The organism is Streptomyces filipinensis, from assembly GCF_014649495.1.
Taxonomy (GTDB): Bacteria; Actinomycetota; Actinomycetes; order Streptomycetales; family Streptomycetaceae; genus Streptomyces; species Streptomyces filipinensis.
This window is the reverse complement of sequence record NZ_BMTD01000005.1, coordinates 20,496-34,263: the sequence shown is the minus strand read 5'-3', so window position 1 is coordinate 34,263 and position 13,768 is coordinate 20,496. Positions and strand designations below refer to the sequence as shown.

General features: G+C 72.5%; 12 protein-coding genes. 5 read left to right on the top strand and 7 right to left on the bottom strand.

Annotated elements, in window-relative coordinates; translation table 11 throughout:
- Positions 1 to 45: 45 nt before the first annotated feature.
- Together IE244_RS13440 and IE244_RS13435 are read right to left on the bottom strand one after the other, a co-directional pair.
- A complete protein-coding gene (locus IE244_RS13440) occupies positions 46 to 366 on the bottom strand; it encodes a hypothetical protein (RefSeq protein WP_191873743.1) in 321 nt (106 codons plus the stop codon).
- A gap of 326 nt (positions 367 to 692) precedes the next feature.
- Positions 693 to 1,904, bottom strand: a complete 1,212-nt coding sequence (locus tag IE244_RS13435) for a putative hexosyltransferase (protein WP_229854081.1) — start codon at positions 1,902 to 1,904, stop codon at positions 693 to 695.
- 184 nt (positions 1,905 to 2,088) lie between these two features.
- On the opposite strand from IE244_RS13435, the gene IE244_RS13430 reads away from it, so the two are divergent.
- Positions 2,089 to 3,534: a glyceraldehyde-3-phosphate dehydrogenase gene (locus IE244_RS13430; RefSeq protein WP_031161145.1), complete on the top strand. Its 1,446-nt coding sequence runs from the start codon at positions 2,089 to 2,091 to the stop codon at positions 3,532 to 3,534.
- Positions 3,535 to 3,604: 70 nt separating this feature from the next.
- On the opposite strand, the gene IE244_RS13425 is transcribed toward IE244_RS13430, so the two are convergent.
- The 3 genes from IE244_RS13425 to IE244_RS13415 all read right to left on the bottom strand — a co-directional run bounded on the left by IE244_RS13425 (position 3,605) and on the right by IE244_RS13415 (position 7,766).
- Positions 3,605 to 5,563 (bottom strand): collagenase, encoded by a 1,959-nt coding sequence (locus tag IE244_RS13425; protein ID WP_229854080.1) that lies wholly within the window; start codon positions 5,561 to 5,563, stop codon positions 3,605 to 3,607.
- Positions 5,564 to 5,743: 180 nt separating this feature from the next.
- Positions 5,744 to 6,694 (bottom strand): LysR family transcriptional regulator, encoded by a 951-nt coding sequence (locus IE244_RS13420; protein ID WP_191873741.1) that lies wholly within the window; start codon positions 6,692 to 6,694, stop codon positions 5,744 to 5,746.
- Positions 6,695 to 6,878: 184 nt separating this feature from the next.
- Positions 6,879 to 7,766, bottom strand: coding sequence for an NAD(P)-dependent oxidoreductase (locus tag IE244_RS13415; protein WP_191873740.1), 888 nt, complete (start codon positions 7,764 to 7,766; stop codon positions 6,879 to 6,881).
- A 67-nt stretch (positions 7,767 to 7,833) separates the two neighbouring features.
- Here IE244_RS13415 and IE244_RS13410 point away from each other — a divergent pair, with 67 nt between their 5' ends.
- From IE244_RS13410 to IE244_RS13400, 3 genes are all read left to right on the top strand, one after another.
- Positions 7,834 to 8,184: a winged helix-turn-helix transcriptional regulator gene (locus IE244_RS13410; protein WP_191873739.1), complete on the top strand. Its 351-nt coding sequence runs from the start codon at positions 7,834 to 7,836 to the stop codon at positions 8,182 to 8,184.
- Between the two features lie 659 nt (positions 8,185 to 8,843).
- Positions 8,844 to 9,413: a TetR/AcrR family transcriptional regulator gene (locus IE244_RS13405; protein ID WP_191873738.1), complete on the top strand. Its 570-nt coding sequence runs from the start codon at positions 8,844 to 8,846 to the stop codon at positions 9,411 to 9,413.
- Positions 9,414 to 9,495: 82 nt separating this feature from the next.
- Positions 9,496 to 10,662, top strand: coding sequence for a GDSL-type esterase/lipase family protein (locus IE244_RS13400; RefSeq protein WP_191873737.1), 1,167 nt, complete (start codon positions 9,496 to 9,498; stop codon positions 10,660 to 10,662).
- A gap of 15 nt (positions 10,663 to 10,677) precedes the next feature.
- On the opposite strand, the gene IE244_RS13395 is transcribed toward IE244_RS13400, so the two are convergent.
- Together IE244_RS13395 and IE244_RS13390 are read right to left on the bottom strand one after the other, a co-directional pair.
- Positions 10,678 to 11,349 carry a class F sortase gene (locus IE244_RS13395; protein WP_191873736.1) on the bottom strand — a complete coding sequence of 224 codons (672 nt, stop codon included), beginning with the start codon at positions 11,347 to 11,349 and terminating at the stop codon, positions 10,678 to 10,680.
- A gap of 262 nt (positions 11,350 to 11,611) precedes the next feature.
- Positions 11,612 to 12,274: a hypothetical protein gene (locus IE244_RS13390; protein WP_191873735.1), complete on the bottom strand. Its 663-nt coding sequence runs from the start codon at positions 12,272 to 12,274 to the stop codon at positions 11,612 to 11,614.
- A 498-nt stretch (positions 12,275 to 12,772) separates the two neighbouring features.
- Here IE244_RS13390 and IE244_RS13385 point away from each other — a divergent pair, with 498 nt between their 5' ends.
- Positions 12,773 to 13,768, top strand: a complete 996-nt coding sequence (locus IE244_RS13385; protein WP_191873734.1) for a Vgb family protein — start codon at positions 12,773 to 12,775, stop codon at positions 13,766 to 13,768.

The following is a 13,768-nucleotide window of genomic DNA, read 5'->3' as shown; positions in this document are numbered from 1 at the left end:
ACCCGTATCGTTAGATCTCGCCTCCGCGCGGGGCCGCGGTACGGCTCAGCGCACCTCGGAGTCGATCCCCGTGATCACAGCGGGCCCCAGCGGCGCGCTCCCCTCGTCCAGTCCCGCGTCCCGGAGGGCGGAGCCGGCGATCCGGCGGGCCTCCTGCTCGGCGTGCGGGCCGGTGTCCGCCTCGACGGTCAGGCGGAGCGTGAAGGTGTTGTCCTCGTTGACGCTGAGTACGTCCAGGTCCTCGGCGTTGCCCATCCGGGTGCCGTGCGGATCGGCGGGCCTGAGCGCCGTGGCCAGGCGACTGCGGGTCTCGGTGCCGATGTCCGCGGTGAAGGTGCCGGGGACGCTGATCACGTAGGTCGTCATGACGGTCCTTTCCTCGGGCGTCCCCCCGCCTACCCCGATTCGCGGCGTTCGCACAGCGCCGGACAAACCCGTGCGGCCGTGGCCGACGCCGGCGCTCGCGGCGGCGACCGGGATGGTCGCGGCCGACGCCGAGGCCCGGGCCGCCCCGGCGGTACCACGCTCGCCCGCGTGGTGGGCGTGCCCGCCGGGGCCGGCCGGGTCGACTGCCGGCCCGGCGCACGGCGTTCCGGGCGGTGGTCCTGCTGTCGGCGCGCCCGCCCCGGCCGCGATCACCGCCCGGCGCCGGACGGCCCGGCGCCGGCTGCCGCCAGGGAGCCGGTGGTCGCTCACAGCGGGGAGCGGGCCACCGCCGTCACATAGGCGCCGAACAGCAGGGACACGACGGTGAGGGCGCCGTAGACGACCATGGCGTGGGCCGGCCGGTTCCGCCAACTCCGGGCCAGCGCACGGGCCATGGGGATGAGCAGCGGGAAGGCGGGCAGCAGGAACCGCGGCTTGGAGGAGAAGGAGCCGGAGCCGCCGACCACGAGCAGGATCAGGACGCCGGCGAAGACCACGAGGACCAGCGGAGCACGCTCCAGGCACAGCAGGGCGAAGAGCAGCACGCCGGCCGCGACGATCACCAGAGAGGCCGGGTAGACGACACCCCCGCCGTGCAGCAGCAGGGCTTTGAGGAAGCGTGCCGATCCCACGCCGAAGTCGAAGCGGGAGTCCCAGGCGCTCTGCACCGTGAAGTAGCCGCCGAGCACGTCTCCCATCCGGCTTCCCACCCACAGCACATAGCCGAGCCAGCCGAGCGGGGCCAGCACGGCACCGGCCCACAGGCTCACCGGGACCCGGCCGCGCCGGCGCAGCGCCTCGTACCCGGCGGCGAGGGAGACGGCCACGGCGATCGCGAACCCGCTCGGGCGGGACAGCCCGGCCAGCGCGGCCAGCGCCCCGGCCCACAGCCAGCGTCCCCTGAGCACGCAGTACAGGGACCAGATCGCGAGCGCGGCGAACAGCGACTCGGTGTAGGCGATGGTCAGTTCGACGGAGTGCGGCAGGGCGGCCCACAGCGCGACCAGGGCGGTGGCGACCCCGCGGCCGTAGAGGTGGTGGCCGACGGCGTAGACGCCGTACGCCGCGACTCCGGCCGCGGCCCAGGCGATGAGCAGCGCGGACTGGCCGGGGGTGAGGGGCAGGACCGTGGTCAGCGCCCTGATGAGCCCCGGATACAGCGGGAAGAACGCCCAGTCGCTCTGCACGGCGCCCTGCGGCGTGATCCAGATCTTGTGGCCGTAGCCGTGGGCGGCGATGTGCAGGTACCAGCGGGAGTCCCAGGAGTGGGCCAGGGCCCGCAGGAGCGGGTGCCCCCTGAGGGCGTTGGTGACGAGCACCACGAGGATCCCGGCGAGCCGGACGGACACGAACAGGGCGAGGGCGGGCAGTGCGCCCTCGGGGGTCCCGCGCCGGGCGATGCGCGGCAGGGCCGGGCGGCGGAGGGGACCGGAAGGCGCGGCCGACTCGGGCGGCCGCGGTACGGAAGAGGTGCTCACTCTGTTGACCTTGGGCACGCCAGGTAAGACGTGCAATGCGCGACCCGGGTTTCTTACGCACTTCCACCCCTATTCAGGAATCAGTCAAGGAATGGGTGCAAATCCCTTACTCCGGACCCCTCGGAGGGAGCACCTGAGAGGTGCGGTTAGCATATGAGCGCTGCCTAGCTCGAAAGATGGATCCGTGACTGTCAACGACGACTCGTTCACCAACTGGAAGATCCGCGAGGAGATCGCGGAGTCGATGATCCCGCTCATCGGGAAGCTGCACCGCGAGCGGGACGTGACCGTCCTGCTGCACAGCCGCTCCCTGGTGAACAAGTCGGTGGTCAGCATTCTCAAGACGCACCGTTTCGCCCGGCAGATCGCCGGTGCGGAGCTGTCGGTCACCGAGACCATGCCGTTCCTGGAGGCCCTGGCCTCGCTGGACCTCGGGCCCTCCCAGATCGACCTCGGCATGCTGGCCACCACGTACCAGGCCGACGAACGCGGTCTGAGCGTCGCGGAGTTCACCGCGGAGGCCGTCGCCGGTGCCACCGGCGCCAACAAGATCGAGCGCCGTGAGCCGCGCGACGTCGTGCTGTACGGCTTCGGCCGCATCGGCCGGCTCGTCGCCCGTCTGCTGATCGAGAAGTCCGGCTCCGGCAACGGCCTGATGCTGCGTGCCATCGTGGTGCGCGGCGGCGGCGCCCAGGACATCGTGAAGCGCGCCTCGCTGCTGCGCCGCGACTCCATCCACGGCCAGTTCCAGGGCACCATCACCGTCGACGAGGACAGCAGCACGATCGTCGCCAACGGCAACGCCATCAAGGTGATCTACGCCGACGACCCGTCGGCCGTGGACTACACCGAGTACGGCATCCGGGACGCCATCCTCATCGACAACACCGGCAAGTGGCGCGACCGCGAGGGCCTGTCCAAGCACCTGCGCCCGGGCATCGAGAAGGTCGTCCTCACCGCGCCGGGCAAGGGCGACGTCCCGAACATCGTGCACGGCGTCAACCACGACACCATCAAGCCGGACGAGCAGATCCTGTCCTGCGCCTCCTGCACCACCAACGCCATCGTCCCGCCGCTGAAGGCGATGGACGACGAGTACGGTGTGCTGCGCGGCCACGTGGAGACCGTCCACTCCTTCACCAACGACCAGAACCTGCTGGACAACTACCACAAGTCCGAGCGCCGGGGCCGCTCCGCGCCGCTGAACATGGTGATCACCGAGACCGGTGCCGCCTCCGCCGTCGCCAAGGCGCTGCCGGACCTCAAGGCGAAGATCAGCGGCAGCTCGATCCGCGTCCCCGTGCCGGACGTCTCGATCGCGATCCTGAACCTGCAGCTGGCCCGCGAGGCCACCCGCGAGGAGGTCCACGACTACCTGCGCGAGGTCTCGCTGACCTCGCCGCTCAAGCGGCAGATCGACTTCATCACGGCGCCCGACGCGGTCTCCAGCGACTTCATCGGCTCGCGCCACGCCTCGATCGTGGACGCCGGCGCCCTGAAGGTCGACGGCGACAACGCCATCCTCTACCTCTGGTACGACAACGAGTTCGGCTACTCCTGCCAGGTCGTCCGCGTCGTCCAGCACGTGTCGGGCGTGGAGTACCCGACGTACCCGGCGACCGCCGTCTGACGGTACCGGGGTACGACCACGGCCGCCGACCGGGTTCCGGTCGGCGGCCGTCCCGCTGGGGCGCGTACGGTCAGGCCTTGGCCGGACCGGCACAGGCGCCCGCGGCACACGCCGTGAGCCACTGGTCGAAGTCGGCGTCGTAGCGGGTGCCGATGCCGTCGTGGTAGACGGCGTATCCGCCGGCGTAGTCACCGGCACGGAAGCGGTCGAGCATGCGCTGGACGTCGTCGGGGTGCCTCTCGGCCATGTAGCGCACGGCGAGATAGCCCCACGGGTAGGTGCGGGTGACGTCGCTGTTCTCGTAGGTGTTCTCGAAGAGGGTGCTCAGCTTGTACGTGTGCTTGGCCGCCTCCTGGATCGCCTGGTCGTCGGCTATGCCCCGGTAGCTGTAGGACACGTACTCGGCGACGCCCTCGATCCACCACACGTCGGGCACCGAGATCTGCTGCTCGAAGGCGCCCTTCATGTCGTCGCGGCCGTCGAGGAAGTGCGTGTACTCGTGGTTGAGGTTCCAGATCCGGGCCGTGAAACCGTCGTCCGTGGGCTTCTGGTACATGATCGACGTGACGTGGTTGGCCGGGTCGGACGGGGTGCCGTCCAGGGTCATGCCGCCGTTGTCGGTGTCGATGCCGTAGATCGGTCCGGCGTAGGTCTGGTAGTCGGCGCGGCTGGTGAAGACCACGAGCTGGATGGTGGACACGTACTGGCCCGGTATCGCTCCCCCGGCCCTCACGACTCCGCGGAAGTACTCGCTCTGGTTCAGCACGCTGGCGCAGGCGGCGTCGAGGTCGGTGGCGGTCAGCGACTGGGCGAGAACGGTGACGTTCGCATCGCACTGGCGGCTGACCGGCAGGACGGCCTTGGTCAGCTTGCCGGGCAGGTCGCAGACGTCGTAGTACGCGCAGTCGGCGCTGTCGTAGGCGTTGGCCTGTGTGGCGGCGGCGACCCAGAGCCCTGCCGTGGGGCCGGTCATCGCGGTCTCGTCCAGCAGGTCCCTGGTCAACGGGCGGACGGTGTCCCGCAGTTCGGGATGCTCGACGTAACGGGCGAGGTTCATCCCGGCGTTGGAGTCCAGGAACGCCCGGTCGGTTCCGAGCAGATCGGTGTGGGCGAGCGCGAAGTCGTACAGGGTGTCGATGATCCGTGGGTCGTCCGCGACCGCCTTCACGTAGCCGGGGTTCCAGTTGCCGCGCCACAGCGGGGTGTAGACGTCGTTGACGGCCCTGACCATGCTGTCGACGGAGTCGTACGAGCCGGCGTAGGCGTTCAGCAGCCGCCGGTAGACGTACAGATAGCGGCCCTGCTGGTCGGCGCTGTCGGTGAGGATGACGGTCTCGCCGAGGATGTCGCCGTTCACCGCCGTCACGTCGCGCGAGTGGGACCGGGCGAAGAAGGCGTCCAGGCCGGCCGTGACCGCCTTGGTCAGACGGGCGCCGTAGGAGCCCACGTCCCCGGGATGGTTGAACTGCACGTAGTAGCCGGCGCGCAGGAAGAGGACCAGTTGCTCCAGGCCGCCGGAGTCGTCACCGCGGTACTGCCCGGCCGTGCGGGTGTACGCGGCCGCCACACTGAGCATCTGGGACTGACGGAAGACGTCGTGCGCGTCCCTGCCGGTGACCGAGAACAGGGTGTTGACGCAGTCCGTGGACGAGGCCTTCACGAAGGCGGCGAGGGCGGAGCCGGAACGGCTGCCGAAGTCACCCGGGGTGCAGGAGGCCGCCGTCGCCGCCTGGCGGGCCGGCCTGCCCGCCAGGGGCTGCAGGGGCGGGAGCTGGGCCGGGCTGAGCCGCCGGGCCTGGTGTGCGGGACGCTCGGTGACGGCGGTGGACGCGCCGGTCGGTGACGGCACGGACGTGTGCCCGCGGGGAGTGGTGGCGGCAGCGGTGTGCGGCTGCGGTGCCGCCAGCGCCGGCGTGGACAGCAGACCGGCCACGGTGACGCAGACGGCCGCGGCACCGGCCATGCGTCCGCGCGCACGGGGGTGCGGACGGCCGGGCATGCGTCTGGGCGGCGCGAAGCGATAGCGCATCGGGATTCCTCCACGAAAGGATGCGCCTCGGTGGGGTGTTGAGGCGTGTGAGGCACTGTCTCAGCGGGCCGCCCGCACCAACAATGCCGTGTGACATAGCACATGACACAGCTCGCTCATAACATCGCGGCGCGCCTGTGACGTGCCGCAGTCGCGGCGACCGTCCGCGGACGCCGGTCGCTACGCCCCGACGCTCCACGTCCGCGAGGCCCAGGCCCGCAGGTGGGGTGCCTGGGCGACGAGCTCGCGGTAGGCGGCCGTGGCGGACTGGGACAGCGCCTCCACGACCTCCTCGGTGACGGTGTCGGGCCGCCACGCCAGCACATACCGGCACCACAGCGGCGAGCCGACCAGCGGCTTGACCACGACGTGCGGGATCGGGCGCAGCGTCGGCTGCACGAGGGACACCCCCAGGCCGTCGGCGATCATGCTCTGCAGCTGGGTCTGGTCGCCGAGGAACTCGTGGACGGTGACCGGTGTGAACCCGGCCGCCGCACAGGCGTCGTAGAACACCCCGGGCCAGCCGGCGCCGTCGTCCGGGGTCACGAACCACGCGTCCTCGGCGAGATCGGCGAGCTGGACCTGAGCGCACTGGCGCAGCCGGTGCCGGGAGGGCAGGGCCACGAACGTGGGCTCGGTGACGATCCCGCGGTGCCGTACCGCCGCCGAGTGGCTCAGCTCCATACCTGGGTAGTCGGCGGCGATGGCCGCGTCCACCCCGCCCTCCTCCAGCAGCTCGACGATCCGCGAGGAGGCGTAGACGCTGGTGACCGCGAGGGACAGCTCCGGCAGGCGGGTGCGGACGCGGGAGACCGTGCCGGACAGCATGGGCGAGTTGGTCGCCGCCACGCGCAGCGTACGGCGGGCTCGCGCGGCGGCCGGGCGGTGGCCGATGGCATCGGCGCGGGCCAGCACGTCGCGGGCCTGGGCGACGACCTCGGCGCCGTAGCGGGTCGGCCGGACCCCGCTCGTGCCGCGCTCGAAGAGCGGCTCGCCGAGGTGGCGCTCGATGCGCCGCAACTGGGTGCTCACGGCCGGCTGCGAGTAGCCGAGCTGTGCCGCCGCGCGCCCCACGCTGCCGGCGTCGGCGATCGCACACAGCACCCGCAGGTGCCGCAGCTCCAGCTCCATCGCGCCACTCCCCGTTCCGTCCACGGCCGCCCCGGGGGATCCGTCCGCCTCCCGGGGAAAACCACTGCTCACAGCCACCGCCGGCTGTGGTCGTGGCCGGCGGACCGAAGCGTCGCACTGTGCCGCGTCCGGCACAAGTCGCAGGCCCGCCGACCTCGGGGCAGCGCTTGCGGGCGGGCCGGTATCAGTGGCGGCCGAGCACCTCCGCGACCCGGATGAAGCCGTCCGTGCCATGGCCGAGGCCGATGGTGCGCCGGGCCATGCCCTCCACCGCTCGGATCACGCCCGCGTCGATGCCGTGCGCCTCGGAGACGGCCACGACATGGGCCATGGTCGACGCGGCCGAGGTGAGGGGGTTGATCGCCCCGGAGTAGGTGCCGTCGTCGGCGTCCTGCGCGAACTCGGCGAAGAGCGGCGGCAGGATCGCGCCGATGCCCTGGGCGAAGGGTGCCAGTTCTCCGGCCGTGACGCCCTCCGCGCGGGCGATCGCCACGGCGTGCGCGTAGCCCGCCATGGCCGTCCAGAAGAGGTCGAGCAGCGCGATGTCGAACGTGGCGGCGCGTCCGGGGTCCTCGCCGAGGTGGGTGTGCGTGCCGCCCAGTGCCTCCAGCGCGGGCCGGATCTCCTCGTACGGCTCCCGCGGTCCGCTGTGCAGGAAGACGGCTTCCGGGGTGCCGATGCTGGGGGCCGGGGTCATGATCGCGCCGTCCAGGTAGCGGATGCCGTGGGCCGACGCCCAGTCCGCCGTCTCGCGGGCCCGGGCAGGGGTGTCGGCGGTGAGGTTGACGACGGTTCGGCCCTTGAGCGCGCGGGTGACGGGCTCGGGCCGCAGGAGGGCGTCGACCGCGTCGTAGTCCACCACGCAGACGACGGTCAGGTCACCGGCGGCCACGGCCTCCTCGGCCGATCCGGCGCTCGCCGCGCCCTGCTCGACCAGTTCCCGGTCCCGGCCCGGTGTGCGGTTCCAGACCGTGGTGCGCAGCCCGGCCCGCAGGAACGCACCGGCCAGCGAGCGGCCCATCGGGCCGAGACCGAGCACGGTGACGGCAGGAAGATTCGTGGACGTGGGCATGTTTCAACTCCCGTAGAGATAAAGGAATACGGCCGTACGGCCTGATGAGCGACAGAAGAGGACGCCGATGACACGCAGCCGCGCCCAGGACCCGAACGTCTGCGGGGTGACCGCCGCGGTCGCCGTGATCGACGGCAAGTGGAAGACGTCCCTGTTGTGGCGTCTGGAGTCCGGCCCGCACCGGCCCGCGGAACTAAGGCGTCTGCTGCCGGGGTTGAGCGAGAAGGTGCTGACTCAGGCGCTGCGCGAGATGGAGGAGGACGGCCTGGTGCACCGGGAGGTGTACGACGTGCTGCCGCCGAAGACCGAGTACACGCTGACCGGTTTCGGCCGCGACCTGGCCGCGGCCCTGGGCCCCGTGTCCGACTGGGGACATCGCCGCCTGGAACGGCTCCGCGCACGCGGGGCCGCGTCCTGACGAACCACCGCTGTCACCTCCTCCCGCATCCGTCACCTCCTCCCGCATCGTCGCCCCGGCCTCCGACCTCGTGAAACAGCCTCTCCCGGGGTACTGCGGCTGCCAAGTACGCACAAAAAAGTGGGTATGCGGGAGCGCGGTGCCGCAACTCGGCGGCGACTGGGGCGGCCACTTCGCCGAACATCTCGGGCGGTGCGTCTACGGCGGCTTCTGGGCCGGCGGGGACTCCCCGATCCCCGAACGAGGGCGGCATCCGCCGGGACGTCGTGGACGCGCTGCGGGCCCTGGACATCCCCAACCTGCGCTGCCCGGATGGCTGTTCGCCGACGAGTGCCGCTGGAAGGACGGCACGGTCCTCGTCCCGCTGCGCAACCTGGACGCCGAGGAGCCGACCGAGGTGGCCCTGGACCTGCGCGGCGGCCGGCGCTGGCCTGCCACCGCACTCCTCCGCGACCGTGGCGGGCTGAAAGGTGGCGACCGTGCACCGGCCCCTGCCCGACGCCGTGCACCGGCCCTGCCCAACCGCCGGCTGCGTCCCCCGACCTGTGTGACGGACACCGTGGCGATGGGCGTACTGCGCGGCCTGGCGGACGCGGGGGCCATTTGCCTAAAGCATTTAGGAAACTGCATAATCACTTATGGCAGGAGGGAGAGAGCCGATGGTTCGCGCAGGTCTGACGACCGACCGGCTGGTCCGTGCGGGTGCGGAGCTGGCCGACGAGGTCGGCTTCGACCAGGTGACCGTGTCCGCGCTGGCCCGGCGGTTCGATGTGAAGGTCGCGAGCCTCTACTCGCACCTGAAGAACTCCCAGGACCTCAAGACCCGGATCGCGCTGCTCGCACTGGAGGAGCTGGCCGACCGCGCGGCCGACGCGCTCGCCGGCCGGGCCGGCAAGGACGCCCTCATCGCGTTCGCCGACGCGTACCGCGACTACGCCCGCGCGCACCCCGGCCGCTACGCGGCGGCCCGGCACCCGCTGACCCCCGAGGCGGCGGCCGCGAGCGCGGGCGGCCGGCACGCGCAGATGACCCGGGCGATCCTGCGCGGCTACGATCTGCCCGAACCCGGGCAGACCCACGCGGTCCGGCTCCTCGGCAGCGTCTTCCACGGCTACGTCAGCCTGGAGACGGCCGGCGGGTTCAGCCACAGCGCCCCCGACTCCCAGGAGTCCTGGACCCGCATCCTGGACGCCCTCGACTCCTTGCTGCGCGCCTGGCCCACGGCCTGATCCCAGCACCTCGCACGGCCGCTCCCCCCTCTCACCACGCCTTACGGCCTCCTACGACCTCCCCGAAACGCAGGGCGACACCATGGACACCATCCCGATCACCCCCGAACTCCTGCGTGGCGCCCTCGATCTGGAACGCACCGCCCATGGGCTGCTGCCGCACCGGCTGCCGGCCCGCGCGCGTGCGCAGTGTGCCGATCCGCAGCTGGCCATGGCGGAGTCCCAGCCTTCCGGCGTACGGCTGGTCTTCCGCACCCGCGCTACCACGGTCGAGCTGGACGCCCTGCCGACCAAGCGGGTCTACGTCGGCGCACCGCCCCGCCCGGACGGCGTGTACGACCTGCTCGTCGACGGACGTCCGGCCGGCAGCGGCCGGGTCGCCGGCGGCAGCACCCTCACGGTCGACATGGCCGCCGGGACCACGGAACACCGGCCGGGCCCCGTCGGCACCCTCCGTTTCGCCGGACTGCCCGGTGCCGTCAAGGTCGTGGAGATCTGGCTGCCGCACAACGAGACGACCGAACTCGTCGCGCTGCGCACCGACGCACCCGTGGAACCCGTACCGGACCAGGGCGGCAGGGTGTGGCTGCACCACGGCAGTTCCATCAGTCACGGCTCGGACGCCGCGAGCCCGACCACCACCTGGCCCGCGCTCGCCGCGTCCCTCGGCGGCGTGGATCTGATCAACCTGGGGCTGAGCGGCAGCGCCCTGCTCGACCCCTTCACCGCGCGCACGCTGCGCGACACGCCCGCTGACCTGATCAGCGTCAAGCTGGGCATCAACCTCGTGAACACCGACCTGATGCGGCTGCGCGCGTTCGGCCCCGCCGTCCACGGCTTCCTCGACACCGTGCGCGACGGCCACCCGGGCACCCCGCTGCTCGTCGTCTCGCCGATCCTGTGCCCCCTCCACGAGGACACGCCCGGCCCGAGCCTCCCGGACTTCTCCGCCCTGAGCGAGGGCCGGCTGCGGTTCCGGGCGGCCGGGGATCCGGCGGAGAAGGCGAGCGGGAAACTCACCCTCGGAGTCATCCGGGACGAACTGGCCAGGATCGTGCGCGAGCGGGCGGCCGACGACCCGCATCTGCACCTCCTCGACGGGCGTGAGCTGTACGGCGAGGCCGACGCCGCCGAACTGCCGCTGCCCGACGGGCTCCACCCGGACGCCGCCGCCCACCGCCGGATCGGCGAACGGTTCGCGGCGCTGGCGTTCGCGCCGGGCGGCGCCTTCACGGACACCGCCGCCTGACCCGTACGGGCCGGCTCACACCAGATGGGCGAAGACGACGAGGTTGTCGGTGTAGTCCCGCACATCGTGGTCGTAGTCCCCCGCGCAGGTGATCAGCCGGACCTCGGGGCGCTGGGCGTCGGCGTAGACCCGCTGACTGGGGAAGTCGTCCTTGGCGAAGGTCTCGGCGCTGTCCACGACGAACTCGGCGTCGCTTCCGTCGGCGCGCTGCACGGTGAAGCGGTCACCGCGCTGCAGGTCGTCGAGGCCGGCGAAGACGGCGGCGGAGGTCGTCGTGTCGACGTGCCCGGCGATGACGGCGGTGCCCCGCTCACCGGGCGAGACCCCCTTGGCGTACCAGCCGACGAGGTTGGTGTCGCCCGCCGGTGGGGGCTCCAGCTGGCCGGAGGCACCGATGTCCAGCGTGGTGAAGGGGGCGTCCACGGAGATCTTCGGGATGACCAGACGGGTCGGAGCGGAGCGGGGCAGCGCCTTCCCGGACTGCTGGGGATCGGTCCGCGCGGCGGCGGCCGCGCCCGCGGCACGGGACGCCCGCGACGCGTCGTCCGAGCCGTGGTGTCCGCCGAACAGGGTGACGGCGAGGACCGTGAGCGCCACGCCCCACAGCGTCAGCCGCCCGCCGCGGCCCGGACTCTGCCCGTCCGCCGGCGGTTGGTCGGGGGGCGAGGACGAGGGATCTGCTGCCATCGGACACCACCTCACTCGGTCGCGGCAGCACGGGGATCAGAACAAGGGCGCCGATGCACACACCCGGCGCGCGGGAGGGACGTCCAGGGGCGTCAGCGAGCGGGGTGCCGGAGCGCCTGGCTCGGTCGTCGGGGGCGTACGGGCGCGCGCTGCAGGTCACCGGCGCGCGGGCGGGGCCGGAGGCCGGCCGACGCGGGGTGCGGGCCGCCGACGCGGTGCGCGCGTCGGCGGCGGCCGCAGCCTCGGGTGACGAGTCGTCGGGTCACACGGCCGGCTGGCCGGCCTTCTTGCGGCGCATCGCGTACATGCCGGCGGCGCCGACGCCCAGCACGGCCAGACCGCCCGCGGTGACACTCGGAGTGGCAAGCGCGCCGCCGCCGGTGTGCATACCGCCGCGCGGCTTTTCGCGGCCGTCGCCGCCGCCCCGCTCGCCGCCGCCCCGCTCGTCGTTGCCGCCGCGCTCGTCGTTGCCGCCCCGCTCGTCGTCGCCGCCGCGCTCGTCGTTGCCGCCCCGCTCGTCGCCACGCTCGTCATCGCCACGACCGCCGTCCCGGTCGCCGCTCTTGCCCCCGTCCCGGTAGCTCTCGGGATCGAACCGGCTGTCGTCACGCCCCGAGTCCGAGCCCCAGTCGTTGCCCTGCACCAGGGCGAGCGCTCCGCCACCCGTGTGCATTCCACCGCGCGGCTCGTCGTGTCCGCGGCCGCTGCCGTGGTCGTCGCCGCGATCATTGTCGTGGCCGCGACCCGAGTCGTCCTGGTCGCGACCGTGGTCGTCGCCGGAGTCATGGTCGCGCCCCTGGCTGTGCGAGGAGCCGTCACGGCCTCCGCCGTCGGCCGCGGGCACCGCGAACGCGGCACCGGGAGCGGCGAAGGCGAGGGCGGCCGTGGCGGCAGCCGTCGCCAGAAGCATGCGTGCAGAACGCATAGTGATGTCCTTCCGCCGGGGTCGGGCAGCGGATACCTCATCAGCTGGACAGACCCGGCCTCGACATGAACCACCGTCAGTGAGGGCCCCGGCTCCCACCATCCGGGCCGTCCAGCCGTGTCACCGCGCCACCCGTCTGCCCCAGTGGTCCCACTCGACAGGCCCCCTCGGACCACGGTTGCCGCGCATATTCTGCTCTCGCTGAATGAAGGCGATAAGCAAGCCCCTGTCCGCGGCCCCCGTCCCGGAACGGCTCGCTCCGCGGGCGGTGTGCTGGGCCGTTCGGCGGGAGGCCAGGCGGTCGACCCCGGCAACGGCCGGGGAGCGCGTGGAACCCGCTTGCCGGCCCGCACCCGGCACGGGTTCCGGCCGGAGCGGTGGTACTCCCGGCGGGTCGACCGGATCGTACGGCCGTGCGCGCGCTCCTAGCCTGAGTCCGACACTCCCCCACCTTCCGGCGGCGCCCTTGCCGCCGGCCCACCGAGAAGGAGCCGCCCCATGCCCGGGACCGACCTGCTGAGACGAGGCGTCCGGCTGTCCGCAGCGGCGCTGGGCGCGCTGACCGGTGTCGCCGTGATCACCGTCCCCGCCCGGGCCGACGGCGGGGATGTGACGGAGTTTCCGGTGACCACCGCCGCCTACAGCGCCCCTTCCGGCATCGCCGCGGGTCCGGACCAGGCCGTGTGGTTCACCGAGAGCGGTGTCGGAAGGATCGGGCGGATCGCGTCCGACGGCACCATGACCGACTTCCCCACCTCCGATCCGGACACCGGCCCCACCTCGATCACCGAGGGGCCCGACGGAGCCCTGTGGTTCGCGGAGACCGCCGCCGACAGAATCGGCCGCATCACCACCTCCGGCCGTCTCACGGAGTTCCCGATCCCCACGGCCGACAGCGGACCGGCCGGGATCGCGCGCGGGCCGGACGGGGCGCTGTGGTTCACCGAGGCGGACACGGACGGGATCGGCCGGATCACCACCTCCGGACGGATCAGCGAGTACCGGCTCCCCACCGCGGGCACCTCCCCGCACTCCATCGCGCCGGGTGACGACGGGGCGCTGTGGTTCACCGAGCCGGCCACCGGGAAGGTCGGCCGGATCACCCCCTCGGGCGGCATCACGGAGTATCCGCTGCCCCGCGCCGACGGCCATCCTGAGGACATCGCCGCCGGACCCGGCGGAATGTGGCTCACCACTTCGGGCTCGAACGCCGTCGAACGCATCGGCTACGGCGGCGACGTCACCCGTTTCGCGCTGCCGGGCCCGGGCGCCGGGCCGCGCGGCATCACCCGCGGGCCCGACGGGCACGTCTGGTACGCCGACCGGTCCGGCCGGATCGGCCGGATCACCGCTCAGGGCGCGATCACCACCTTCCCGGTGCCGGACGGCGCCGCCCGGGTGCCCTTCCGGCTGACCACGGGCCCCGACCGGACCGTGTGGTTCACCGAACTGATCGGCAACGCCGTGGGCCGGGTCCGGACGCCGCCCGGGTGA

Bases quoted from the DNA above. Each gene is read 5' to 3' on its own strand.
- IE244_RS13440 (WP_191873743.1), bottom strand. From the start codon at position 366: ATGACGACCTACGTGATCAGCGTCCCCGGCACCTTCACCGCGGACATC.
- IE244_RS13420 (WP_191873741.1), bottom strand. From the start codon at position 6,694: ATGGAGCTGGAGCTGCGGCACCTGCGGGTGCTGTGTGCGATCGCCGAC.
- IE244_RS13410 (WP_191873739.1), top strand. From the start codon at position 7,834: ATGACACGCAGCCGCGCCCAGGACCCGAACGTCTGCGGGGTGACCGCC.
- IE244_RS13415 (WP_191873740.1), bottom strand. From the start codon at position 7,766: ATGCCCACGTCCACGAATCTTCCTGCCGTCACCGTGCTCGGTCTCGGC.
- IE244_RS13390 (WP_191873735.1), bottom strand. From the start codon at position 12,274: ATGCGTTCTGCACGCATGCTTCTGGCGACGGCTGCCGCCACGGCCGCC.
- IE244_RS13405 (WP_191873738.1), top strand. From the start codon at position 8,844: ATGGTTCGCGCAGGTCTGACGACCGACCGGCTGGTCCGTGCGGGTGCG.
- IE244_RS13385 (WP_191873734.1), top strand. From the start codon at position 12,773: ATGCCCGGGACCGACCTGCTGAGACGAGGCGTCCGGCTGTCCGCAGCG.
- IE244_RS13400 (WP_191873737.1), top strand. From the start codon at position 9,496: ATGGACACCATCCCGATCACCCCCGAACTCCTGCGTGGCGCCCTCGAT.
- IE244_RS13395 (WP_191873736.1), bottom strand. From the start codon at position 11,349: ATGGCAGCAGATCCCTCGTCCTCGCCCCCCGACCAACCGCCGGCGGAC.
- IE244_RS13425 (WP_229854080.1), bottom strand. From the start codon at position 5,563: ATGCGCTATCGCTTCGCGCCGCCCAGACGCATGCCCGGCCGTCCGCAC.